Origin of the sequence: Tenacibaculum sp. MAR_2009_124 (genome assembly GCF_900105455.1) — a bacterium.
Lineage (GTDB): Bacteria > Bacteroidota > Bacteroidia > Flavobacteriales > Flavobacteriaceae > Polaribacter.
The window spans coordinates 339,730-365,883 of the sequence record NZ_FNSF01000005.1; the positions used below are offsets into that span (position 1 = coordinate 339,730).

General features: G+C 33.7%; 21 protein-coding genes. 5 read left to right on the forward strand and 16 right to left on the reverse strand.

Annotated features, from left to right (window positions below; translation table 11 throughout):
* Positions 1-2: 2 nt before the first annotated feature.
* The 11 genes from hchA to BLW23_RS12250 form a co-directional block, all read right to left on the reverse strand.
* Positions 3-857, reverse strand: coding sequence for a glyoxalase III HchA (gene hchA / locus BLW23_RS12200; RefSeq protein WP_093670231.1), 855 nt, complete (start codon positions 855-857; stop codon positions 3-5).
* A 78-nt stretch (positions 858-935) separates the two neighbouring features.
* Positions 936-1,508, reverse strand: a complete 573-nt coding sequence (locus tag BLW23_RS12205; protein WP_176829813.1) for a Crp/Fnr family transcriptional regulator — start codon at positions 1,506-1,508, stop codon at positions 936-938.
* A gap of 76 nt (positions 1,509-1,584) precedes the next feature.
* Positions 1,585-2,085, reverse strand: coding sequence for a hypothetical protein (locus BLW23_RS12210; protein ID WP_093670235.1), 501 nt, complete (start codon positions 2,083-2,085; stop codon positions 1,585-1,587).
* A gap of 89 nt (positions 2,086-2,174) precedes the next feature.
* Positions 2,175-3,386, reverse strand: coding sequence for a POT-type proton-dependent oligopeptide transporter (locus BLW23_RS12215; RefSeq protein ID WP_093670237.1), 1,212 nt, complete (start codon positions 3,384-3,386; stop codon positions 2,175-2,177).
* A 54-nt stretch (positions 3,387-3,440) separates the two neighbouring features.
* The gene (locus tag BLW23_RS12220; RefSeq protein WP_143032167.1) at positions 3,441-4,004 is read right to left on the reverse strand and encodes a hypothetical protein; all 564 of its coding nucleotides are present in this window, start codon (positions 4,002-4,004) and stop codon (positions 3,441-3,443) included.
* A gap of 2 nt (positions 4,005-4,006) precedes the next feature.
* Complete coding sequence (locus BLW23_RS12225) at positions 4,007-4,552, reverse strand: hypothetical protein (RefSeq protein WP_093670241.1); 546 nt, start codon at positions 4,550-4,552, stop codon at positions 4,007-4,009.
* A 47-nt stretch (positions 4,553-4,599) separates the two neighbouring features.
* Positions 4,600-5,088 (reverse strand): phosphoribosylaminoimidazolesuccinocarboxamide synthase, encoded by a 489-nt coding sequence (locus BLW23_RS12230; protein WP_093670243.1) that lies wholly within the window; start codon positions 5,086-5,088, stop codon positions 4,600-4,602.
* Between the two features lie 67 nt (positions 5,089-5,155).
* On the reverse strand, positions 5,156-5,527 hold the full coding sequence (locus BLW23_RS12235) for a hypothetical protein (protein ID WP_093670245.1): 372 nt from the start codon (positions 5,525-5,527) through the stop codon (positions 5,156-5,158).
* A gap of 215 nt (positions 5,528-5,742) precedes the next feature.
* Positions 5,743-7,284, reverse strand: a complete 1,542-nt coding sequence (locus tag BLW23_RS12240; protein ID WP_093670247.1) for an acyl-CoA carboxylase subunit beta — start codon at positions 7,282-7,284, stop codon at positions 5,743-5,745.
* Positions 7,285-7,481: 197 nt separating this feature from the next.
* On the reverse strand, positions 7,482-8,918 hold the full coding sequence (accC, locus tag BLW23_RS12245) for an acetyl-CoA carboxylase biotin carboxylase subunit (protein WP_093670249.1): 1,437 nt from the start codon (positions 8,916-8,918) through the stop codon (positions 7,482-7,484).
* 73 nt (positions 8,919-8,991) lie between these two features.
* Positions 8,992-9,483 (reverse strand): biotin/lipoyl-containing protein, encoded by a 492-nt coding sequence (locus BLW23_RS12250; RefSeq protein ID WP_093670251.1) that lies wholly within the window; start codon positions 9,481-9,483, stop codon positions 8,992-8,994.
* Positions 9,484-9,935: 452 nt separating this feature from the next.
* Here BLW23_RS12250 and BLW23_RS12255 point away from each other — a divergent pair, with 452 nt between their 5' ends.
* Positions 9,936-12,308, forward strand: a complete 2,373-nt coding sequence (locus BLW23_RS12255; protein ID WP_176829814.1) for a TonB-dependent receptor — start codon at positions 9,936-9,938, stop codon at positions 12,306-12,308.
* A gap of 117 nt (positions 12,309-12,425) precedes the next feature.
* Here BLW23_RS12255 and BLW23_RS12260 read toward each other — a convergent pair whose 3' ends face one another.
* On the reverse strand, positions 12,426-12,848 hold the full coding sequence (locus BLW23_RS12260) for a hypothetical protein (protein ID WP_143032168.1): 423 nt from the start codon (positions 12,846-12,848) through the stop codon (positions 12,426-12,428).
* Positions 12,849-13,327: 479 nt separating this feature from the next.
* Between BLW23_RS12260 and BLW23_RS12265 the strand changes: the two genes are divergently transcribed.
* On the forward strand, positions 13,328-19,552 hold the full coding sequence (locus BLW23_RS12265; protein ID WP_255362787.1) for an endonuclease: 6,225 nt from the start codon (positions 13,328-13,330) through the stop codon (positions 19,550-19,552).
* A 422-nt stretch (positions 19,553-19,974) separates the two neighbouring features.
* Here the strand turns inward: BLW23_RS12265 and BLW23_RS23870 are convergent, their stop codons facing one another.
* Both BLW23_RS23870 and BLW23_RS23875 read right to left on the reverse strand, forming a co-directional pair.
* The gene (locus BLW23_RS23870; RefSeq protein WP_317039320.1) at positions 19,975-20,457 is read right to left on the reverse strand and encodes a zinc metalloprotease; all 483 of its coding nucleotides are present in this window, start codon (positions 20,455-20,457) and stop codon (positions 19,975-19,977) included.
* Complete coding sequence (locus BLW23_RS23875) at positions 20,436-21,038, reverse strand: zinc metalloprotease (protein WP_317039321.1); 603 nt, start codon at positions 21,036-21,038, stop codon at positions 20,436-20,438. The genes BLW23_RS23870 and BLW23_RS23875 overlap by 22 nt, the downstream gene beginning before the upstream one ends.
* A 399-nt stretch (positions 21,039-21,437) precedes the next feature.
* Between BLW23_RS23875 and BLW23_RS12275 the strand changes: the two genes are divergently transcribed.
* Positions 21,438-22,139 carry a Bax inhibitor-1/YccA family protein gene (locus tag BLW23_RS12275; RefSeq protein WP_093670255.1) on the forward strand — a complete coding sequence of 234 codons (702 nt, stop codon included), beginning with the start codon at positions 21,438-21,440 and terminating at the stop codon, positions 22,137-22,139.
* A 173-nt stretch (positions 22,140-22,312) separates the two neighbouring features.
* On the opposite strand, the gene BLW23_RS12280 is transcribed toward BLW23_RS12275, so the two are convergent.
* The gene (locus tag BLW23_RS12280) at positions 22,313-23,524 is read right to left on the reverse strand and encodes an aminotransferase class V-fold PLP-dependent enzyme (protein ID WP_093670257.1); all 1,212 of its coding nucleotides are present in this window, start codon (positions 23,522-23,524) and stop codon (positions 22,313-22,315) included.
* A gap of 215 nt (positions 23,525-23,739) precedes the next feature.
* Here BLW23_RS12280 and BLW23_RS12285 point away from each other — a divergent pair, with 215 nt between their 5' ends.
* Both BLW23_RS12285 and BLW23_RS12290 read left to right on the forward strand, forming a co-directional pair.
* Positions 23,740-25,065 carry a serine hydrolase domain-containing protein gene (locus tag BLW23_RS12285; protein ID WP_093670259.1) on the forward strand — a complete coding sequence of 442 codons (1,326 nt, stop codon included), beginning with the start codon at positions 23,740-23,742 and terminating at the stop codon, positions 25,063-25,065.
* Between the two features lie 3 nt (positions 25,066-25,068).
* Positions 25,069-25,410: an SdpI family protein gene (locus BLW23_RS12290; RefSeq protein ID WP_093670261.1), complete on the forward strand. Its 342-nt coding sequence runs from the start codon at positions 25,069-25,071 to the stop codon at positions 25,408-25,410.
* 44 nt (positions 25,411-25,454) lie between these two features.
* Here the strand turns inward: BLW23_RS12290 and BLW23_RS12295 are convergent, their stop codons facing one another.
* Positions 25,455-26,132: an SCO family protein gene (locus tag BLW23_RS12295; RefSeq protein ID WP_093670263.1), complete on the reverse strand. Its 678-nt coding sequence runs from the start codon at positions 26,130-26,132 to the stop codon at positions 25,455-25,457.
* Positions 26,133-26,154 lie beyond the last annotated feature (22 nt).

A 26,154-nucleotide genomic window follows, 5' to 3' on the forward strand; every position in this document is an offset into this window, starting at 1 on the left:
GTTTATCTTAATTCTTTTAATAATGTTTTTGCTGCTAATTTTCCAAGCTCATTAGATGCTAATGGGCTCGATCCAGTGATTAATCTCCTATCTAAACAAACAGTCTTATCCATTTTAGTGTTCATCAAATTAGCTCCAAGGCTCTTTATTTTTTCACTAAGTCCATTAACCATTTTTCCTGGAAGGTATCCAAACATTGGAGTCTTATTGTCTACTGAATCAGGGAATACTGCCATATTATACCCTTTGTACAAAAATTCTTGATCGTTCAAAGTAGTTGATAAAAATGCTCCAGGACCATGACAAAGACTGATTGTAAACAGATCATTTTCATGAGCCCATCTAAGGATTCTACCTACATTTTGATCTTCAGGTAAACCAATCATTGCTCCATGCCCACCTGGAACAAACACCGCTGCATATGCATCTGATTCCTCAAAATAAGAATCAATAAAATCAGCTAAACTACGTGGCTTTTCAAAACCTGATTTAAGTTTATTATAGATTTCCTTAACGTGCTTATCTTTCTCAGGAAAAGCCCACATTTCCAAAACTACTGGTTTTCCCGTTGGAGTTGCAATTTCAAAATCAAATCCAGCATTTTGTAAATGCAACATTGGCACTAACGTTTCTACTGGATGGTTTCCCGTTGAAAAATATTTTCCATTCTTCATTTTTAAATTCTTGTTTTCTGTGAATATTACAAGAATCTTCGACTTTTTACCTTGATATTTTTGGTACGTGATATTTTCAAAATCCGTTTTATCAGACACTGCCATTTTTAAGGCCATTTTTGACGGACTGTATGATCCATCTGACTCTAATTTTGGAGCGAAACCCAGTATTTTTTTCAACATGACTTTTATGTTTAGAATTATTACCTCAAAAGTAAAAGACACATTTCGGATAAAAATTACCCTATGTTAATAAATTGATTATCTGGTTTTTTTGGCTCGAACTCTACTCAAACTTTGTTGAGTTATTCCTAAATAAGAGGCTATGTGGTAATTGGGGACGTACTGCTCAATATCTGGATATTGTTGAAGAAAGAAATCATATCGTTCCTGAGCTGTTAATTGAAGTTGATTGATGATGCGTTTATGTAAACTAACAACATGCCGTTCTAAATTCTTCCTTTGAAAAACTTCAAATTCAGGAAATAACGAATGTATATTCTCTAAATCTATTGCATTAAACTCAATAAGTTCAGCATCTTTAATACATTCAACAGTAAGCGTGGCAAGCTCATCATTATAAATAGCTATAAAATCACTGATCCACCAATCTCTAATAGCAAACTGAAGTGTATGTTCCTTTCCGTTTTTATCAAGACAAAAAGAACGTAAACAACCAGTAGTAACGAAATAGGTCTTATTCACAGCTTGACCTTGACGAATGAGTATGTCTCCTTTTTCAACAGATTTTACTTTTCCTATAGAATAAAGATGCTTTTCTGCTTCTTGAGAAAGCGAAATAGCCTTTTTTATTTTATCTATTAAATTCTGCAACAGCTTATTTATTATTGATTCCTAATTTTGAAGCTTTAGCTTTTAAAATTACTGTTTTTAAACCAAATAGTAATAACTAATGTTCTCTTAACAACATATTCATTGTTGAATTAGACACAGCAGTTAGCTCTTCCTTTTTCTTATCAGACTCATCATAGGAACAATCGCCTCCTAAATGAACAACTGCAACTTTTTTACCTGAAATTGTATCCAATCCTACCCCATAAACTGGTGCATATCCTCCAGAGTTTTTCAATAACACATAACACTTAGCTTTAAAAAGCTCTGTTGCTATTGCTTCTGTTCTTTTTTTTAGATCAGCTCTTAAGTCTTTATTTACTTCAAGTTCATCCATTCGAGCAAATAGATCTATACAAGAAGAAATTGTATTTAATTCAGAACCTAATTTGTCAGTCAATACATCTTCTTTTAAATTTTTAATAGGAAGATCCATTATAAAAGAAACTTGGGAATCAACTTCTTTCACCTTTCTTAACTCATTCAGAAGTTTATTCTCCTGTCCAAATGTAATTGAGTTAAAGCTTGATATTAATAGTAAGTATATAATCTTTTTCATAATTGTTTTACGACCGTTGAGTTTTTTGTAGAAAATTTATCATCATTTCAGGACGAGACAAATCTATAGATAAAACTAAACATGAATTTTTATTTTTTATTAGATCTTTTCGCCCAAATTACTAGCCCAATTAGTAATACTCCAATAACAGTCATCCATTTTATTCCAAACTTCACGCCTAGCAATGGATATTCCTGTACTGGCTCATTAAACAATCCAAAAATCACATAAATCAATCTCGTAGGCAAAAATGACAGACTAATTAGAATTGCCAAATATTTTGGATTTGAATATTTTGTTAAGACAGAATGGATTATTGGAGCGATATGAACTTCCGCTATTCCAAGAAAAATAATTGAAACCAAATAGGTAATTGTATGTTCTTCAGTCGGTGCTTCTGGAATTAAATATAATATACCAAGTGATGTTGCTCCAAAAACAAAACCTAGCAGTAATTTAAAGAACTGACTGCTGTAAAAATATGTCCATAAAACATACATTATTAAACTTATTGGTAAAACAAAAACGGAGTTAATTGATTCCCAAAAATATGATGGAATATCAGAAGTAGATAATTCACGTAATTGTAATTGCAAATCAAAAATTCGAATATTTGACATTTGGTAAAGTCCCCAAAACAAACCAACAATAATGCATGTCACTAAAATGCTAAAAACTCTCTTACCTAATGGAAATTCTTCACACTTCTGATCGTTTTCCAATATTACCTCTTTTGAAGATAAAATAGGAATTAACGAAATTAGCATTAATATCCCAGCAAAAGCAAAACCTATGTTATAGCCATATTTTTCTCCCAAATACCCCAATACCAATATTCCAAGAAACGCCCCTATATTTGTCGCTGAATAAAGTAATGTAAATCCTGAATCCAATAACCTAGTCCGTTTCAAATAAAGTTTCCCGAAATTTGAGGTAATATTGGGTGTAAAAAAACCACTCCCAACAATTACGAAAAACAATCCTGTATAAAGTCCAGTTAATGAAGGAATGCACAAAACAAATGCTCCAATTGCTTGCATAACTCCTCCTATTAGAATCGCCTTTTTGTTACCAATCAGCAAGTCTCCAAATATAGCTCCTACAATCCCAGAAAAAACTAAAGAAGCCGTAAACCAACCGTAAATTGTAAGTGCTTCTCTGTTTTCCATTTTTAACGTTTCTCCAATCATATAAAGAACCGCAATGGCACGAAGACCATAGTAAGCAGCCTTTTCAAGCAGACTAGAAATAGCATAATTATATATCTCTTTTGTATGTTTTTGATGTTGATTATTCTCCATGCAATTTTTAATTTATATATTATTAGTAGCTCTTTTTAAGTAGTCCTGTAATCGTTAATTTCTCTGAATAGCAAAAATCAAAGTCGAATCAGGCAGTAACTTTATCGATTCTTCATGATTCTTGTCTAACTTAATTTCTTTTGTTATTCTTAAAATAAGATACTCTGCACTTTTCTCTGATTTGTAGGAATATTCAAGTCCGTTTATAATCAAATCACAAGCGCCATCAATTAATGACAATTCATATAAACCTCCTCTAAACCTAATACTCAATGAATTTGCTGAACCATAAGTCTGATATTCTATTCCCGATTTTCCACTAGTCGTTTTTCCAAAATACTTTTTATAACTGACATCATACACCTCGTGTTCATCTTTTTCAATTTCCAGTTTAGCATAACTGCCTTGAAAATCCAATAAAGTTTTTTTGTTTTCAGAATCTTTGATGATTAAAATTCCATTGACCGTTCCTTTAAAACTACCAGACTCTACATTCTGAAAAACGGAGTTAAACTCACTTCCATCAATAGCATATTCAGAATATTGCCCAAAACTTTTAATAGAAACAAGTATTAAAAGCAACGTAAAATTTAATTTCCTTATTTGATTAATCATCATGTTCATAGCTTAGTTTTATTTATTTCAACAACTCGACCCTCCAGCCATTTTAGAGCAATTTTTTTTGTTCTACTTCTATAGAATTCAGTCCATTTTGATTTAAAATTCTCTTCTTCAATTCCATTTGTAAGATATTCCATGTCTACACCAACCTTAATTCCTTTTCGATGAAATTCTATACCATAATTTTTTGTCGAATCAACTAAAATTTGGTAATTAACTTCAAGTTTTTCCTTGAATTTTTCTGTAGAACCTATGAAATCAGCTATTATTTCAAACCTTTCCTCTTTTGTTAATCTTGGAATAAAAATATGAGTATCGTACCCTTTTTCATTTGCAATAATAGCTTCCTTTATATCTCTCTCTTCCTCCTTTGTCAGACCCGAATTATACTCTGCCTTACATTCCGAAATCAACGAATAATCAAAAATGTGAACCCCAATTACCTTAAGATCTCTTTTTCTTAAATAGAAACTTTGATTCAAAGAAGCAAAAGAATAAGTAAAGGCTGTAATTAAAAATTCTATATCTGTTTTTGTCTCTTTCATTTTTTAGTTAATATGTTATTGATAACACTTTTTAAGTAGTTGTTTTTTCAATCAATAAGCCCTTCATCCTTCATTATTTTAAGAGCTTTTTTAGTTTCTCGATCACCTCCTGTCATCGATCCAAGAAGCATGATCAAACGTTTTTTTATTTTTCCTTTTTCATCTTCAAATAACACTTCAAATCTTGATCGACTAAGTCCTTTAAATGCCTTTTTGAATCGTATTTCTTTAATTTTTATCCGATTTATTATTGGTGTAGCAGAATTGTTAATACTAGTAAAAACCCCATAAACTAGGTAAGTCCCTAATAAAACAAATACTATAGGCTCCAAGATCTTTCCATTTCGAAATCCTTCAATGACAACATATAAAAGCCCTATTGTGATAACTCCATAAAGAACTAAAATTCTTGTTATGCTCTTACCAATGGTTACATTTGCAACATTACCAATAATTCCATCTCTTAATAAAACGATCTTGTCAGGGAGTACATGACAAAATCCCGTTTTTGTTTTGAATGTATTTTCTTGTTTCATTTATTTATCAATATCGTATGACGAGTTTCTAAGTACTTATAATCTAAAGAAATCATTTTTCTAATAATTATTTTTGAGTTAGTACGTGCATAACTTCTGAATAACTTAAATCTACTGTTGACTCTATAAACTCCATCCGTTTTGCTTCAGCTCCATGTCTCGCAGAATCAATAATCGCTCTCTTCTCAACCTCTGAAACCCCTCCTTCTATTCTTTCCATCTGCTGAATCAAAACATTAAAACAGGTAAACCAATTCTTTGTTGAGTATAATTTAGAAATTCCTTCTTTCATCAATTCCTCAGCTTTCATAAAGTCGGCAAAGACAATTCTTGAATCAGAAAATTCACCTTCCATAAGTTGGATTCTTTTTGAGTTTAAATCATGAATTTCAATCTTGTTTACATATAATTTTATATATAGGTATTTTTCTTTTATCATGTATTCGATTTAGGATAAGGGTTCATATTAATCAATTGCAATTTCATCTATAGCAAATAGCTCTTTTTTTGTAAAGTTAATAAATAGAGTCCAATTTTAGACAAGTCTCTACTTTGAACACCATCAAATTTAAAAAGCGTTCAAAATTACTAGTATAACAAAAAAACTGCCTCAAATCAATAAGGCAGTTTTTAAATATCATTCAAAAAACATTCCTATAACGGAATGTTTCCATGCTTTCTTTTGGGTTGTTCTACCTTTTTACCTTCCAACATAGCAAAAGCCTTGATGAGCTTTCGCCTTGTTTGTTCAGGTAAAATTACCTCATCCACAAAACCACGTTCTGCTGCACGATAAGGATTCGCAAACTTATCTGCATATTCTGCTTCTTTTTCAGCTAACTTCGCCTCATGGTCATCGGCTTCTGCGATTTCTTTTTTAAAGATAATTTCACTCGCTCCTTTGGCTCCCATTACGGCAATCTCCGCGGAAGGCCAAGCAAAATTCATATCTGCACCAATATGTTTGGAGTTCATTACATCATAAGCACCACCATAGGCCTTTCTCGTAATTACACTTATTCTTGGCACCGTTGCTTCACTTAAAGCATATAACAACTTCGCTCCATTGGTTATAATGGCATTCCACTCTTGATCCGTTCCTGGTAAGAACCCTGGAACATCTACCAATACCAACAGTGGAATATTAAAGCAGTCGCAAAAACGAGTAAATCTAGCGGCCTTTTTAGAACTATTTACATCCAGACATCCAGCTAAACTCATCGGTTGATTCGCCACAATTCCAATACTTCTTCCTGCCAAACGCGCAAAACCAACTACGATATTGTCCGCATAATCCTTGTGAATTTCAAAAAATGAATTCGAGTCAGTAATACCGTCAATCACCGCACGCATATCATAAGGTTTGTTGGCATTATCAGGAACAATACTGTTCAATTCTTCTCTAATTTCTGTGCCTAATTCAAAAGGTAATTTTTGAGTGGTTTCTTGATTGTTTTGAGGCATATAGCTCAACAATGTTTTAATATCTTCCAAACATTGGACATCATTTTCTGAAGTTAAATGGGTTACACCAGATTTGGTTGAATGCGCACTTGCTCCTCCTAACTCTTCTGAAGTTACCTCTTCATTGGTTACCGTTTTCACCACGCTAGGTCCAGTAACAAACATATAACTCGTATTTTCAACCATAATGGTAAAATCTGTCATGGCCGGAGAGTACACCGCTCCACCTGCACAAGGCCCCATAATTCCCGAAATCTGAGGAATTACTCCCGATGCTTGTACATTTCTATGAAAAATATCGGCATAACCACCTAACGAACGCACTCCTTCTTGAATACGCGCTCCTCCAGAGTCATTTAATCCAATCAGCGGTGCTCCAATTTTCACGGCCAAGTCCATAATTTTACAGATTTTTTCCGCGTGAGTTTCCGATAACGAACCTCCAAAAACGGTAAAATCTTGAGCAAATACATATACCAACCTTCCATTTACGGTTCCGTATCCAGTCACTACGCCATCACCATAAAACTTCTGGTTTTCCATTCCGAAGTCTGTGGTTCGGTGGGTTACCAAAATCCCTACTTCCTCAAACGATCCTTCATCTAATAAGTAATCAATTCGTTCACGCGCAGTTAGCTTACCTTTGCTATGATGTCGGTCAATTCTTTTTTGTCCTCCACCAACTTTAGCTTCCGCTATTTTATTTTGTAATTGTTCTATTTTAGTATTCATGTTTTTTCTTGTTTTGGGCGTTTCCCAAGGGTCGGGCTTTCCGCTATATCTTTTATGGATTTTCGCAAACTCAAACCAATAAAAGGATGCCGCTGCAATCCCTAACGCAACTTAAAGTTTTATTGATTTACAAGACCTTACAGGTCTATAACATCAGCTATCAATTTTCATTCGATTTAATTTACTTCTGATAGCTTTTAACATGTTTTTAAAACTTGTTGTTCTTTTAAATAAACTTGTAAAGCTAATTTCGCTGCGATCTCTGCTTCATGTTCGTATCTCGATTCCAACTGTTCGGGAGTATAATATTTTTTTACAAAATGCGTATCAAAATCTCCTGAAGTAAAGGCTTCATGCTCACAAACAAATTTCCCAAACGACAAGGTGGTTTCAATTCCTTTGATATGATAATCATTAATTGCCTGCTTCATGAGTTCAATCGCTTCTTCACGATTTTTTCCATAGGTAATTAATTTAGCAATCATCGGATCGTAATAAATCGGAATTTCCATCCCCTCTTCAAAACCGTCATCTACTCTTATATTAGCTCCTTTCGGAGTTTTATAGGTTTCCAGTACTCCAATACTTGGAGCAAAATTGTTTAACGGATCTTCGGCATAAACTCTTAACTCTAAAGCATGACCATTAATCGTTAAATCTTCTTGAGCAAAGTCCAACTTTTCACCCCTAGCAATTTTAATCTGTTCCTCTACTAAGTCAATTCCTGTTATCATTTCAGTTACAGGATGCTCTACCTGCAAACGAGTATTCATTTCAAGAAAATAAAAATTTTTGTTTTCGTCCAACAAAAACTCTACAGTACCTGCGCCTAAATAATCACAAGCTTTTGCTACTTTAGCCGCAGCTTCTCCCATTTGCTGACGAATTTCAGGAGTTAATACACTTGAAGGAGCTTCTTCAACCACCTTTTGATGTCTTCTTTGTACCGAACATTCTCTTTCAAATAAATGCACCACATTTCCATGTCCATCTGCCAACACCTGAATTTCAATATGTCGAGGCGACCCTACATATTTTTCTATAAAAACCGATCCATCGCCAAAGGCAGACTCTGCCTCGGAAATAGCTCTATTCATTTGTTCTTCGATATCTTCTGCCTTATCAACCACTCGCATACCTTTTCCTCCACCTCCAGCAGACGCTTTTATCAAAATAGGATATCCGATTTCGTCGGCTACTTTAGCGGCATAAACTACATCAGTTACGGCTTTATCTATTCCTGGAACCATGGGGATATCATAAGCTTTTACGGCATCTTTAGCTGCCAGCTTACTTCCCATAACTTTAATTGCTTTTGCTTTCGGACCAATAAACGTAATTCCATTTTTGGCAACAGCCTCACTAAATGCAGCGTTCTCACTCAAAAATCCATATCCTGGGTGGATTCCATCAACATCGAGTTGCTTTGCTAGTTCGATGATTTTATCTCCTAATAAATAGGATTGATTTGAAGGGGCTCGCCCAATACAAATGGCTTCATCGGCGAAAGCCACATGCGGCGAATTTCTATCAGCTTCAGAATACACTGCTACCGTTTTTATACCCATATTTTTTGCCGTACGCATAACACGCAACGCTATTTCTCCTCTATTTGCTACTAAAATTTTCTTCATTAAAACAAACTTAATTCAGTTATCAACTGTGTTAAAAATTATTTATACTTCAAACATTTTTAATTAAATTCCTCTAAGAGGGTTCCATTTCAATTAATACTGCATTCTTTTCAACCTTGGCACTTGTTTCCACTAGAACAGATTTCACTACGCCATCTCTCGGGGCTAACAACGTGTTTTCCATTTTCATGGCTTCTAGCACCAAAATACCTTCCCCTTCTTTCACTTCCTGACCAACCTCAACATTCACTGAAACAATTAATCCTGGCATTGGCGCTTTAATATCGTTTTCTTTTTTAACCGAACTTACTTCAAGCCCTAATTCACCTATTAAAATATCTAATGAATTGGATATTTTCACCTCATAACTATTGCCATTAACTTCAACAACATAGGTTTTATCATTAAAATTCTGTTCTAATATTCTTGCCTGAAAAGATGTTTCTTTTTCTAAAACATGAAAACTTCCATCAGATTTCACTACAGCATCTAATTCTTCAATTTGTTCGGCTGTAAAATCAAAATTATCATAGTTATTGACTTTTGCCTTGAATGGTTTACTCATAAATTCACTATTTTTCCGCACTAAAATATTAAAATTTCACGAGATAGTTTAACAGAAACATAAACGAAAACGTTGTTTTAATACAGATACTTCAAAAAAAACATACTTTATTGTAATTTCTTTACATATTTTGAACTTATATTGCTTTAGACATTGCTATTTAACTTTTCTTGGGTAATTTTGCCCTGTTCTCAAAAGGGGTGCCTTTTATAGTTTTGAATTTTAAGTTATTAATACTTTTAGAAATACACCATGCTAATATGGTTACAATAATTTTCTAAATTTCAAATTACGATTTTATCATTCTAAATAAGGCTGAGATCATACCCATCGAACCTAGAACAGGTAATGCTGTTTAGGGAAACATTAGAAAGTTTGATACTTTCACAATAAGACAACACTGATTAATCATTGAATAATCACCTCTTTTTATTCATTTTATTTTTTATAAAATGACATTTCACTCATTCGTTAAAAAAGTAAACTTAGTTGCTTTTTTAACTATCATGCTTACTACGCTAAATGTAAATGCGCAGAGCGTTATTTTAACAGGGAAGGTAATCTCTAAAAATCAAAAACCACTTGAAGGAGCTTCCGTTATTATTCCTTCACTTAAAAAAGGAACTATTACAGATGCTGAAGGAAAATTTAAACTCAAACTTGAAAAAGGGAACTATCAAATTGAAGTTTCTTTTGTTGGATATAAGCCAATTCAAAAGCAAGTAAATACTGATAACACAAAAGAGTTAGTATTCCAACTATCTTCTGAAAACAGTGTTTTAGATGAAGTATTGGTATCGGCTGTTCGTGTAAAAGCAGATGCACCTGTAACGCACTCGAATTTATCAAAAAAAGAAATCGCCAAACGTAATTTAGGACAAGATATTCCTGTATTACTAAACTATTTACCATCTGTAACGTCTTCTTCTGATGCAGGAGCAGGAATTGGATATACCTACATTCGCGTTCGTGGTTCAGACGCTTCTCGTGTAAATGTTACGATTAACGGAATTCCTTATAACGATGCTGAAAGTCAAGGAACTTTTTGGGTTAATATGGGAGACTTCGCTTCGTCAACTGAAAACTTACAGTTACAACGTGGTGTTGGAACTTCTACCAATGGTTCAGGTGCTTTTGGAGCTAGCTTAAACATCTTAACAGATGCTGTTTCTGAGGAAGCCGGAGGAGAGATTTCAAACTCTTTTGGTTCTTTCGGAACAAGAAAGCATACAGTAAAGTTTACTACTGGAAAAATCAATGAGAACTTCGAATTCGCAGGACGTCTTTCGAATATTTACTCTGATGGTTATGTTGATCGTGCTTTTACAGATTTAAAATCGTATTTCCTGCAAGGGAGTTATACCGATGAAAATACTCTAATCAAAGCTCTTGCTTTTGGTGGTCAAGAAAAAACTTACCAAGCTTGGTTCGGATTAACAAAAGATCAACTAGAAGAAAACCGTCGTCAAAATCCATATACTTACGATAATGAAACCGATAACTACTGGCAAGATCATTATCAATTGCACTGGAATGAAAAATTATCTGACGAATGGACAACCAATATTGGTTTAAACTATACTAGAGGTAAAGGTTATTTTGAGCAATTTAAAGATGGTGAAAATGCAGCAGATTATAATAACTTAATCAATGATGACAGTGATGTAATCGTAAGAAGATGGTTGGACAATCATTTTTATGTTGCCAACGGAACTATAACCTATAATAAAGAAGATCTTGAAGTTATTTCTGGTGTTTCGTATAGTACGTATAACAACGAACATTATGGTGAAATAATCTGGGGAAGTGATTTAGCTGCGAATACTAACTGGGGAGATCGATATTATTTTAGTGATTCAAAGAAAACAGATTGGAGTGTTTTCTCTAAAGTTAGCTTTAACATTACAAACTCTTTAAAAGCATTTGTTGATATTCAAGGACGTTTTGTTAACTATAAAACCAAAGGATTAACTTCAGATAGAGATGCAATTGATGTGGACAAACAGTTCAATTTTTTCAATCCAAAATTAGGACTAACGCATCGCTTTGATGAAAAGCACAGTATTTATGCCTCTTATGGACGTGCAAACAGAGAACCAAACAGAAATGATTTTGAAGGTGGAAATTCTCAGCATGAGAGTTTAAATGACTATGAATTAGGATGGAGATTCTCAAATGAAAAAATTAAATTGAATACGAACATTTACTATATGGATTATCAAAATCAGTTAATTTTAACGGGTGCTATCGATCCAAATTCAGGAGAACCTTTAAGATCTTCTAGTGGTAATAGTTATCGATTCGGAATTGAAATCGATGCCGACATTCAATTAGATAAAACCTTATCCATTAGACCAAACATAGCTTTTAGCGAAAACATCAATCAAGATTATTTCTCACAAATAGATGGAGAATTAACCAATTTAGGAGATACCCCTATTACTTTTTCTCCTGATATTATCTTCGGAAATGCACTGGTTTATCAACCTATTTCAAATCTTCAACTTGCTTTCCTATCTAAATATGTAGGAAAACAGTTTATGAGTAACTTAAATAGTAGCGTAACAGATTTAGATGTTTTAAAAGGGTTCTTTACAAGTGATTTCAACCTTACTTATGAGCTTAAAACGAAAAAAATATTTAAGTCAATTGTATTTACTGGAGTGGTAAACAACATCTTTAATAAAGAATATGTTGACAGAGGTTATTACTATACCTACGATGATACTTGGTCTAATCCAGGTACCACAACTACTTTAGACGGTGCTGGGTATTATCCACAAGCAACGCGTAACTTCCTGTTAGGAGCAACTTTAAAGTTCTAATAACAGTCTAACAATAAATCTTTAGATATTTTATCCAACCTACTTCGAATAAATTATTTAAAACTAAATTTAGATTTCGTTTATAAAAAAGACCGAGCACGAGCTCGGTCTTTTTGTTTATTCAGGTTTTCCCAACCTCATCATTGTTTCAATGATTTCTTTCAGTTCTTCTGGAGGATTTCCATCATCAAATATCGACGATTTATACTCTTCTCCATTTACTTTAATGATCAACTCGGCTTGCATCGCTCTGTCAGAAGCACTTTCGTTTGAAAGTACTTTATACTGCCCCATTTTAGAAAGTACTATTTCATTTATTAAATCTATTAACTTTTCTCTATTTGCATTAGTGATCTTCTCATTTCTTTCCTGTTTTCTATCTTTATAAAACACATTTTCAGATGTTATTTTTAAAACTACAGAATTACCTCGAGTAATGGCTTTATAAAGAATTTCGTCAAAATTCTTAATTACTTCTTGAGAAAAAGAAATACTTCCCATCAAGAAAAACAGCAACATAAATAATTTCGAATACTTCATTTAAGAAAGAGTTTAATGCTTTGGTTAAAATTACGTCTTTTTTCTTTTAAGAACTATCAACAAAAAATCACTGGCTAAACTAATATGTTACAATCTCCTAACTGCTAATGAGATGTACTCGTTTTATAAAGACAAAAACCTCAACAACTTCATAAAATGTGTTATTCAACTACTCGACAAAACGCTAAAAATCAACTAAAACCGACATACCACACTAAAAAAAGTCTAATCTATAAAGTGTTTTGTTAAATTTTAACAAAAAACAGTACTTTTGTTGAAAAATAAACAAGTTAAAGTTTGTTAAGAAAACATTTAATTTAATTATTTTCACAGACGAAATCAATAATCATAGAAATTAACCCTTAAAAATTTAAAGTTAACCATTCATTAACGCTTTTAACACGAACAACCTCTAATTTTATCCGATCTCAAACTTTCCTCCAACCGAGATAAAATTTTAAACTACAAAAACTTTACAAATGAAAAAAAGTACTCTTCTACTTAATATAGCAGCAATGCTTATTATTTTGTGTGGATATTCAGGCTTTGCCCAAGTTCCGCCTTATTATGACGGTGTCAATGTGAATCAGACTGGAGAAATCTTAAAAGATGATCTTTCTGTTTTGATTACAAATACACATACTACGTTTCTGAGTTATACGCCAGGAGTGTGGGATGCGCTAAGACAAACCGATTTAGATCCAACCAATTCCAACAATGTATTACTTATATATGGATACAATGATTCTGATAACAACCATGTTACCGATCGTACCCGTTCAAAAAACAGTAATGGAGGAAACACTGGTGATTGGAACAGGGAACATACTTACCCTCGCTCATTAGGGAACCCGAACTTAGGGAGTTCAGGTCCTGGGTCTGATGCCCATCATTTAAGAGCAAGTGATGTTAATATGAACTCTAACAGAGGAAACTCTCGCTTTGCGGATGGGAGCGGAACTTCAGGAAATGTTTCTGGAGGATGGTATCCTGGTGACGAATGGAAAGGTGACGTTGCCCGTATGATGATGTACATGTATTTACGTTACGGATCACAATGTTTACCAAGTGGTGTAGGAACGGGAACGCAAAATTACAGTACTGATATGATGGATATTTTCTTAGAGTGGAATGCAGAAGACCCTGTTTCTACTTATGAAATTAATAGAAATGTTCTTTTAGAAAGTATTCAAGGGAACAGAAATCCATTTATTGATAATCCAGCATTTGCAACCTCTATTTGGGGTGGCCCTCAAGCTGAGGATCGCTTTAATTCCGGAGGTGGAGATACTGAAGCTCCTACGGCTCCAACTAGTTTAAGTGCGCAAAACACAACACAAACAACTACCGATTTATCTTGGACTGCTTCAACTGATAATGTAGGTGTAATTGCTTATCAAATATTTAACGCAAGTACACAAATTACAGCAACAGCAAACACAAATTTCACGGTTACTAACCTAACACCAAATACATCTTATACTTTTTCGGTAAGAGCAATTGATGCCGCTGGAAATGTTTCACCCAATAGTAATATAGTAAATGTAACGACTCTTGAAGGAACTAACCCACCGACTGGATCGGCAATTGTTTTTCAAGGATTTGAAGGAACTACAAATGATACTTGGAACTATACCAACTCTCCTGTTAACTGTACAAACGGATCGGACGTTTGGGACATCGTAACTAGCGTTGGTTCTATAGGTTCAGCAAATACTGACAGTAACTTTTTCGGAGTAAGAGATCTAGACGGCAACTGTGGTTCTGCTGATGGAGGTACCATTGCTTTTGATAGTGTAGATATTTCAAATTATACAGATGTAACTCTTTCATTTGCTATTAATGTTGTTGGTTATGATGTTGCAAATGGTGATGTAATTAGTTATGAAGTTTTTCAAGATGGAACCTCTCAAGGTGTTGTTACTATAACAGATGCTAGTCCATACAGCACAAACGGTTGGGTAAACATTGAAGAAACCATTCCTGATGCTGTAAACTCAGTTAGTTTTTCAATAAGTGTTAAACAAAATGGAGGTAGTGATTATGCTGGTTTTGATGATGTTCAATTACAGGGAAATGAAACAGCAACTACACCTGATATTATCATTAATGAAGTAGATGCCGATACTCCAGGTACCGATACTCAAGAATTTGTTGAGTTATACGATGGTGGTACTGGAAATACGAGTTTAGATGGTTTTGTATTAGTTTTTTATAACGGTTCAAACAACCAAAGCTATGCTGCTTACGATTTAGACGGACAAACAACCAATGCGAATGGATACTTTGTTATTGGAAATCCTGATGTGCCAAACGTTTCTTCAATTACATTCAATAGTAATGGATTGCAAAATGGTGCCGATGCAGTGGCTTTATACCAAGGTGATGCTACTGATTTCCCAAATAATTCAACAATCAGCACAGATAATTTAGTAGATGCTTTTGTATATGACACCAATGACGGCGACGATGCTGACTTGTTAGTATTATTAAATGCTGGTCAAGAACAAATTAATGAAGGCGGTGCTGGTAATAAAGACGAGCATTCTTCTCAAAGAATCCCTAACGGTTCTGGTGGAGCAAGAAATACAAGTTCATACGCACAACTTGCGCCTACTCCTGGTGCAAAAAATGAGACTGCTACAACTCCCGTTAACATTATTATCAATGAAGTTGACGCCGATACTGAAGGTACCGATACTCAAGAATTTGTTGAATTATACGACGGTGGAGTTGGAAACAGTAGTTTAGATGGTTTTGTACTGGTTTTATATAATGGTTCGAATAATCAAAGCTATGCTGCTTATGATTTAGATGGGCAAACAACCAATGCAAATGGATATTTCGTAATTGGAAACCCTGATGTACCAAACGTTTCTTCAATTACATTTAACAGTAATGGATTACAAAATGGTGCAGATGCAGTGGCTTTATACCAAGGTGATGCTACCGATTTTCCGAATAATGCAGCAATCACAACAGACAACTTAGTTGATGCTTTTGTATATGATACAAACGACGGGGATGATGCTGAATTACTAGCATTATTAAATGCTGGTCAAGAACAAATTAACGAAGGTGGTGCTGGGAATAAAGATGAGCATTCTTCTCAAAGAATCCCGAATGGTTCTGGTGGAGCAAGAAATACAAATACTTACGCTCAATTGATTCCTACTCCAGGTAAAGAAAATATGGCTCCTGTCGCTCCTTCAAGTATTATCATTAACGAAGTAGACGCGGATACTCCAGGTACTGACACTCAAGAGTTCGTTGAATTATATGACGGTGGTACGGGTAATACTAACTTAGATGGTTATGTATTGGTATTTTATAATGGTTCAATTAACCAAAGCTATGCTGCTTACGATTTAGATGGCCAAACAACCAATGCGAATGGATATTTTGTGATTGGAAACCCTGATGTTGCTAATGTTTCTTCTATTACATTCAACAGTAATGGATTGCAAAATGGTGCCGATGCCGTTGCTCTATATTCTGGAAATGCCGCGGACTTCCCTAATAACTCTGCAATCACAACAGATAATTTAGTTGATGCTTTTGTATATGACACAAATGATGGTGATGATGCTGAATTATTAGTGTTACTTAATAGTGGTCAAGCTCAAATTAATGAAGACGGCGCTGGAGATAAAAACAATCATTCATCTCAACGTTTTGCAAATGGTACTGGTGGAGCTAGAAATACTGACACTTATGTACAAGCTTTACCAACACCAGGTGCTGCAAATAGTAATGCTACAGAAGAAATCAATGTAATTATTAACGAAATTGATGCCGATACTGCTGGTTCGGATACTCTTGAATTTGTTGAGTTATATGATGGTGGTACAGGTAACACAAACTTAGATGGTTTCAGTATTGTACTATATAATGGTTCAAATAATCAAAGCTATGCTGTTTATGATCTAGATGGTCAAACAACCAACGCTGAAGGTTACTTCGTTTTAGGAAATGCTGATGTTGCGAACGTAAACATGATTTTACCTAACAATGGATTACAAAATGGAGCTGATGCAGTTGCCTTATACCAAGGTGATGCTGCTGATTTTCCAAATAATTCTGCAATTACCATCACCAACTTAATCGATGCATTGGTTTACGATACTAACGATAATGATGATGCCGAACTTCTAGTTTTATTAAATCCTAATCAAGCTCAAATAAATGAGGGAGAATTAGGAAACAAAGACGGGCATTCGATACAACGTATTCCTAACGGACAAGGTGGAGCTAGAAACACTACCACATACACTCAGGCAGTTCCAACTCCGGGTACAGAAAATGGAGCAGTGCCTCCAACTCCAGATCCTATTACGATTAGTGAAGCTAGAGCTAAATCAGAAGGTGACGTTATTACTATTTCAGGTATTCTAACGGTATCAGACCAGCTAGCTGGATCTGCATATATTCAAGATAACACAGGAGGAATCGCAATTTTTGATCAGCAAGTTCATGGTGATGGCGTTTTCATGATTGGTGATTCTATTACAATAACAGGAACTAGAAGTATTTTTAATAATCAAATTCAAATTAGCCCTGTTAGTGAAGTAACCAATAACGGAACACCTTCTAATACAGTTACTCCTGCAACGATTACATTAAGTCAATTATCAGATTATCCTGGTCAATTAGTTCGTATTGAAAATCCGGAATTTCCTACTCCAGGAGATATCTTATTCGGAAATTCAAACTACACTCTTAGTGACACAAGCGGAATGGGTGAACTTAGAATAGACATTGATGTTGAAAGCATTGTTGGCTTGGGGCAACCTGAATCTTGTAATGAAATCATAGGAGTTATTGGAAAATTCCAAGATACGTATCAGATTTTACCTAGAATTAGAGAAGATCTTTCTTGCGCTAGTACTTATGAAGTGCCAGATATTTTTGTAGAAGTTGATAAGTCGAAAGCATTAGATATTGTAACTTGGAATATAGAATGGTTTGGAGACGAATCTAATTCTCCTTCAGCTGGAAACCCTGATTCTGACGCAATCCAAAAAGAAAATGTAAAAAATGCTTTACAGTCTTTAAACGCCGATATTATTGCAGTACAAGAAATTGTAGATGTTCCTTTGTTTACAGCAATGGTCAATGAGTTACCTAACTATGAGTTTATTCTTTCTGAGGCTACGTCATATCCTAACGATACTGAAGGAGCTAAACAACGTATCGGATTTATTTACAACAGTACTACCGTAAATATTACAAGCTCAAAAGTACTTTTAGAAACTATCCACCCTTATTATAACGGAGGAGATGAATCGGCTCTTACCGATTACCCGGTAGCAGATAAAACAAGATTTTACGCCAGCGGAAGGTTACCTTTCATGATTACAGCGAATGTTACTGTAAATGGAAATACGCAAGAATTCAACGTAGTAAACATTCACGCCCGAGCCAACAGTGGTAATGGTGCTCAGGATCGCTATAACATGAGAAAATATGACGTTGAAGTTTTAAAAGATTCTTTAGATACTAACTATCCAGATAAAAACATTATTCTTCTAGGAGATTATAATGATGATGTTGATGAGACTGTTGCTGATGTTTCTACAACTGTTTCCTCTTATGATGCTTTTGTTCAGGATTCAGAACGTTATAATATTGTTTCTTCTTCTTTAAGTGATTTAGGATTTAGATCATATGTATTCAGAGGAAATATGATCGATCATATCGCGCTTTCTAATGAATTAACTGAAGAGCATATTGCAACATCAGAGCGTGTACATTATGAATTTTATAATGCCACATACACTAGAACCTCATCGGATCACTTCCCGGTATCTACACAGTTATTATTAAAAACTCTTACTGTTGATGATTTAACAACTAGTAATGCTACTTGTAATGGAAATGAAGACGGTACAGCAACTGTTAGTATTTCAGGTGGGTGTGCTCCATATATTTATACTTGGAGTAATGGAGTATCAACTGAAGAAAATACTGTTTCAGATCTTGGAGCAGGAGACTATACAGTAACTATTACAGATACTTTAGGAAACACTATAACCGAATCTTTTAGTATTTCAGAAAATGAGCCGCTAACAGCAGTTTTATCAGGAGAACAAACTATTTACTTCGGATATGAAAATAATTCTTGTGCAACAATCAATGTTGTAGAAGTTCAAGGTGGTACAGCTCCATACACTTATCAATGGAGTAATGGAGTTACAACGGCAAACAATACAGTTTGTCCAACGGAAACAACAACCTATACTGTTGAAATTACTGATGCAAACGGATGTACGGTAACAGGTGAAACAACGGTTAATGTGATAGATGTAAGATGTGGGAAAAAATTGAATCGTGTTGAAATGTGTTTTGGAGGAAGAACCATTTGTGTTCCTAAATACTTTGTAAACTTCTACTTATGCTACGGAGCAACACTTGGTAGCTGTGATCCAAATTCGAACGAATTCTATTTCACACAGTTCAAAGTATTCCCAAATCCTTTTGCTAGAAACAGTTATGTTAAAATTAAGGGTACTACTGATAAAACAGTAACCTTAACTGTTTACAATTTGAGAGGGAAAAAAGTATTTGAAGAAAATGTTGACCTTGTGAATAACAGAGCTAGAGCAACACTTAGATTATCTCATTTAAGAAGAGGACTTTATTATTTACAAGCAATAGTTGATGGTGAAGTTAAAAAGAGAAAAACATTATTTAAATATAGGTAGAAGAGTAACCTCTTTATATTAAAATTACCAATATGCATTCCGGTACACCCTCAAAGGTACTGGAATGTTTTTTTTCATAAATATCTAAGCGTCTATTAAATATTTACTTAACAAAACCTTACCATAGCAACCTCTCTTTTTCGACATTTAATTATAAATATATTTTAAAATTAAAGTCGTAAACCAAGTTTCATAGAATAATGCTATTTACAAATGAGAATTTCACTCTTAAATAAATAACATGGGTTGGGTTTTATATCAAATAAACCCTAAAATGCTATAAAAAAACACATTTATAAATAATCTTCAAGTAAAAAAAGAAGCCTAATTTAAGGCTTCTTTTTAAATCTAATCAAATATACATTCTCAAAATATTCATTATACTCTAAAAATTCTGAATGTTTCAGTTTTTCGATATTAATCTAATTCAACATCGATGCTCTAGCACCTCCTGGTTGAAAAATAGCTCTCATTCTATTACGTTGACCATCACTAAACATATACATACATGCATCATCAACATAATCCATATAATTCATTGTCATATCAGGAGATTTACAATTTACTGTTGGATATGTAGGACAACCGTAATTTGGTCCATCAGAAGAAGGAGTATCGGCTACAAAATCGTCTTGACGACATCTTCCATCTCCCCAAATATGACGCAAGTTCAAATAATGCCCAACTTCGTGAGTCATTGTACGGCCTTTATTAAATGGAGCAGAAACATAGCCTGTATTTCCAAAATATTGCGGTGAACATACAACCCCATCAGTGGTTAAACTACCTCCTGGAAATTGAGCATACCCTAAAATTCCTCCTCCTATGTTACAAACCCAAATGTTTAAATGAGTTTCTGGACTTACAGGAGGATAAGCTGATTTTACAGCATTATTAGTTCCCAAGAAGTTCTTGAATCAGCATGTCTGAAAGTTCCAGCCAATGTAAATGAAAACTCTGCATCAGTTACATCATTTTCAAAAGTAGTTCCTGAAGGAAGGTTCAAATCATTATTTGCAGCCCTAAAGTCTTCATTTAACACACTTATTTGTGACGTAATTTGCGCATTACTAATATTTTCATTTGAGTTACTATACACCACATGAACATAAACAGGAATATTAATTACTCCTAATCCATCAGCAACTGGAGCCACATCAACATCGCCGCTTCCGCCACCGTTGTTTCCTCCACCACCATTTCCGCCACCTGGTTTTCCTTTACCAGCTAAAAACTTACGGGTAGCAAATTCTATGTCATACATTTTTTGATATAACTTAGGATTCCTTTCAAGCTGTGCATTTAAAACTCTCATAGAATGACACTTGTGATCTCTACCTCTGTCGTGACTCTCTTCAGTTTTCACATAAAAATCACTCATATCAATGGTTTGCTGATCATCTAAAGGTAAGTTGTTTTTAGATTCATCTTGACATCCCACAAACATAGCAGATACTACTGCTAGACTTAACAATAATTTTTTCATTTTGTAATAATTTAATTTAATGTTTTTTAAAAAACCTTCATTGATTTCCCCAAACCAAAACAAGAAGTTAATTTTTTACGCTATCCGTAAAAAACAGAAGGATTTTTTAACGAATCCTAATATATAACTTTCTTTCATTAACAAAAATTCTTTTTTATTCAATAAAAAAAACCTCATATCCCTTTATTTATCACTTGTGAGGCAAAATTCACAAAATACTGAAAATCAAGAAATGAAATAAAAAAACCACGAAAAACGTCAAATCGGTAAAATAGAAACGAGAAAATTAAACAAAATCATCATTCCTGTTTAACATTTAACAATAGTAGAATTACTGAATTTTATTACCCTGTTCAAAATGAAATTTTATAGATATATTTACCAAAAAATATATCTATTATGGAAAATTTACACAACACTAAGGTTTTAGTGGCACAAGTATCTCAAACCGAAAGAATTGCTTTTTACAAGAAAACATATGCTCATGTAGCGGGAGGGGTTTTTCTTTTCTTAGTTTTTGAATATTTATTCTTACAAAGCGCAACGCTTGTAAACTTTGCTCTTTCAATGTTAGATGGATATAAGTGGCTAATTTTATTAGGAGGTTTCATGCTAATTACAAATTATGCTGAAAGTACTGCTCTGAAAACCTCAGATAAGAATGTTCAATATTTGGCATATGCGGTTTATATATTCGCTGAAGCCTTTATTTTTATTCCGCTTATTTACATTGCAATTACTTATACCAATGGTTTCGAAGTTTTAAATCAGGCGGCTATTGTAACTCTTGGTTTATTTGCTGGAATTTCTTCTATCGTTTTCATTACTAAGAAAGACTTTTCTTTTATAAGAGCTGGTTTATCAGTAGGATTTTTTATTGTTATCGGATTAATTATTGCTGGAGCTCTTTTCGGCTTTAGCCTAGGATTATGGTTTTCGGTAGGAATGTGTGTACTTGCAGGAGGTTCTATTTTATATCAAACTTCTAACATGGTTCATAAATATTCAACTGATGATTATATTCCAGCAGCTTTAGGTTTATTTGCTTCTTTAATGTTGTTATTCTGGTATGTAATCCAAATATTCTTATCGAGAGACTAATAGTTTCCTATTTGAAATTAGCGTAAGAAATATTACCTATAAAAATAAAAAGCATCTTAAAATCTTCAAGGATTTTAAGATGCTTTTTTTCTTATTAAGGGGAAAATTATATTTTCAATACTCTTAAGCAGTCGAAGCTAAGATTCCCTCCTTACAAAAATTATTATTTTTTTCTAAACTAACATCATTTGAGCCTTTTTTACGGCATTTACAAGTTGGTCTATTTCTTCTTTTGTATTGTAGAAAGCAAACGATGCTCTAATAGTTCCTGGAATACAAAAATAATCCATAATTGGTTGCGCACAGTGATGCCCTGTTCTTACAGCAATTCCTAGTTTATCTAAAATTGTTCCAACATCATATGGATGTACTCCTTCTATATTAAAAGAGATAACCGATGTTTTATGACTGGTACCGTAAATTTTTAAGCCTTCTATTTTTTCAAGCTCTTTAGTTCCGTAAGCTAATAATTCTTCTTCTTGCTTTGCTATTTCATCAAAACCAATTGCATTCATATAATCTATAGCTACCCCAAAAGCAATTCCACCGCAAATATTTGGCGTTCCTGCTTCAAATTTATGTGGTAATCCTGCGTAGGTGGTTTTTTCAAAAGTTACTGTTTCTATCATTTCTCCTCCTCCTTGATAAGGTGGTAATAAATTCAACAGCTCTTCTTTTCCATATAAAAGCCCAACACCTGTTGGTCCGCACATTTTATGAGCAGAAGCTACATAATAGTCAACATCCAACTCTTGAACATCTGGTTTTATATGAGGGCAAGCTTGGGCTCCATCAACCAAAACCTTTGCTCCAACTTTATGGGCTGCATCAATAATTTCTTTGATCGGATTAATCGTTCCCAATGCATTAGAAACATGATTACAAAAAACAAGCTTTGTCTGAGAGTTTAAAAGACCGTGGTAGGTTTCCATATTTAACGAACCATCATTTTCCATTGGAATCACTTTTAAAATGGCACCTACTTTTTCACATAGCATTTGCCAAGGAACGATATTAGAGTGATGTTCTAGTGCCGACACTAAAATTTCGTCTCCTTTCTTTAAAATGGATGCATAACCCGAAGCTACAATATTAATACTATGCGTAGTTCCAGCGGTTAAAATTATTTCATAAGAATTCTTCGCATTAAAATGCTTTTGAATTTTTATTCTAGCTTCTTCGTATTTATCAGTCGCCTCTTGACTTAAGGTATGAACTCCTCTATGGATGTTTGCATTATAGTTCGAGTAATAATCCACAATAGCATCAATAACTATTTGAGGTGTTTGGGAAGTAGCTCCATTATCAAAATAAACTAATGGTTTGCCATGTACTTCTCTCTTTAAAATAGGAAAATCTTCTCTAATTTTTTCTATGTTGAACATCTGCTAACTTATTTAAAACAAAGGTACGGCTTGGAATTTAAAAATGATAATGTTCAAATAAATTATTCTAATCACATCATTAAAACATCATATCTTATAATAATTCCAAATACAACGTATTTTAAAGAATAACTCCGAGCTTCTGTTTGAAAAACCTTCTATTTAATTTACTTTCTATTTAAAAAAATCGTGTATTTTTGATAAAAACATTGATAATGAAATTATTAAAAAAGTTCCTTCTACTCCTACTTATTGTTGTTGCTATTATTTTCTATTTTAACTATCCTAAATTGAATATTCTCGCTGGATACTCTGCAAAAAATACGGCATCATCAGTTTTTGTAGCTAATAGAACACTTGAATTTACCGATAGTACAGACAATAACTTCTCTCCGATTAACTTGACTTCCGATAAAATTAATTCTGAGGAAAAATCAGCCACGGGATCGGTTTATGGGTTGCTAACAAGAAAAGCAGTTTATAGAGATGGTTTAGGTTGTGTGCTCGTCAGTGATGACTTTGATCCTTCTAAATCTTCTTTGGTTCCAAACAGGTCGCAACCTGATATTGGAACTCCATATCCTTACGGAAATGCTCCACAAAAAGACACTTTATTTGCAAATATTAATTACAATACGTTGAATACTGCTGTAAGTTCAATGTTTAGCGATGTGAATAAAACAAGAGCGGTACTGGTAATTTATAAAGACCAAATTATTGCTGAAAAATATGATACTGGTTTCACTAAAGACTCCAAAATTTTAGGTTGGTCAATGACAAAGAGTATTACAGGAACTTTATTTGGCATTATGCAATGTCAAGGAAAATTAAATGTTTTTGACAAAGCTCCTATCTCTGAATGGCAAAATGATGCTCGAAAAAACATCACCATTCATAATTTATTACAAATGAATTCAGGCTTGGAATGGGATGAAGATTACAATACTATTTCTGATGTTAGTAAAATGCTTTTTTTAGAGAAAGACATGACTAAATCTCAAATTGACAAGCCTCTTGTTGGAAAACCAAATCAAACATGGAATTATTCATCAGGAACAACAAATTTGTTATCAGGAATTTTAAGACAGCAATTCGATTCTCATCAAGAATATTTAGATTTTTGGTATAAGGCCTTAATTGATAAAATTGGAATGAACTCTATGGTATTAGAAGCGGACATGAGCGGAAACTATGTTGGCTCTTCGTATGCATGGGCAACGCCTAGAGATTGGGCTAAGTTTGGCCTTTTATACCTTCATAATGGTAATTGGGACGGGAAACATTTATTTGACAAAGATTGGGTTGATTATGCAACTACTCCAACGCCCACTTCAGATGGATGGTACGGTGCACAGATATGGTTAAATGCCGGAAGTAGATATCCTGATGTTCCAAAAAATATGCTCTCGTTTAACGGATATCAAGGGCAAAATGTTTTTGTTTTACCTGAACAAGATATGGTGATTGTTCGCATGGGATTGACTAAAAATGCAGATATTAACGTATTTTTGAAAACTGTAATCTCAGCAATAAAACATTAAAGAATGAATCCTTATTACTACGTGCTATCAATTAATGGTTTACTATTTGTTTTTAGTGTTATTTTCTATTTATTCCCTCCTAAACGAATCAATTCAATTTATGGGTATAGAACGCCAAAAACTATGAAAAATGAAACCATTTGGAATTTTGCTAATACTTTTTTCGTAAAGCAATTTATGATGTATTCGGCAATTTCCTTAGCAATGGCTCTTTTATTTGTTTTCTTAGCCAAAGAAGTAAATTGGCAACCAATGGCCATTATGCTGCTTTCGCTTGCCGTATCAGTGATTAAAACGGAACAAGAAATTAGCAAAAATTTTGACGAAGACGGAAACAAAAAATAAAATTCAAAACAAAAAAGGAGCCTTACGCTCCTTTTTCTTTTTATCTATTCACTATACTCTTGTTTAAGCGTTGAAATATCTTCTATAATTTTTAGTATTTCCTCCTTCTTAGTTCCATCATAAATACCTCTAATTCTTCGTTGTTTATCAATAAGAACAAAGTTTTCAGTATGAATAAAATCATTTTCATCTCCTGTACCTTCATCCAATACTGCAAAATAGCTCTTCCTAGCTAAATCATAAATATGCTTCTTATCTCCTGTTGTAACATTCCATTTTCCATCAATCACTCCTTTTCTATCAGCATAAGCACGTAACACTGAAACACTGTCCATAGTTGGTGTTACCGAATGCGATAAAAAGGCAACCTCATCATCATTCATATAGTGCTCTTGTAAATCTGTCATATTACTTGCCATAATTAAGCAAATATTTTGGCAACGTGTAAAAAAGAAATCCGCCACGTAAATTTTACCTTCGTAATCTTTCTGAGTAATTATATCACCATTCTGATTGATTAACCTAAAATCTGATACGGTATGATTTTTTGATTTACTTCGTAATGAAGCATCCACAAGCTTAGGATTGATATCATTTGGACTATAAATTGGAAGTCTTTTATCAACTTTTACTAAATGATAATAAACAGGCAAACCAACTGCCATGAAAACCAACAAAAATATAAATGTGCCTTTTGATTTTTTAAAGAACTGTAAATCCATTCTCAGGTAATAATTTACACAA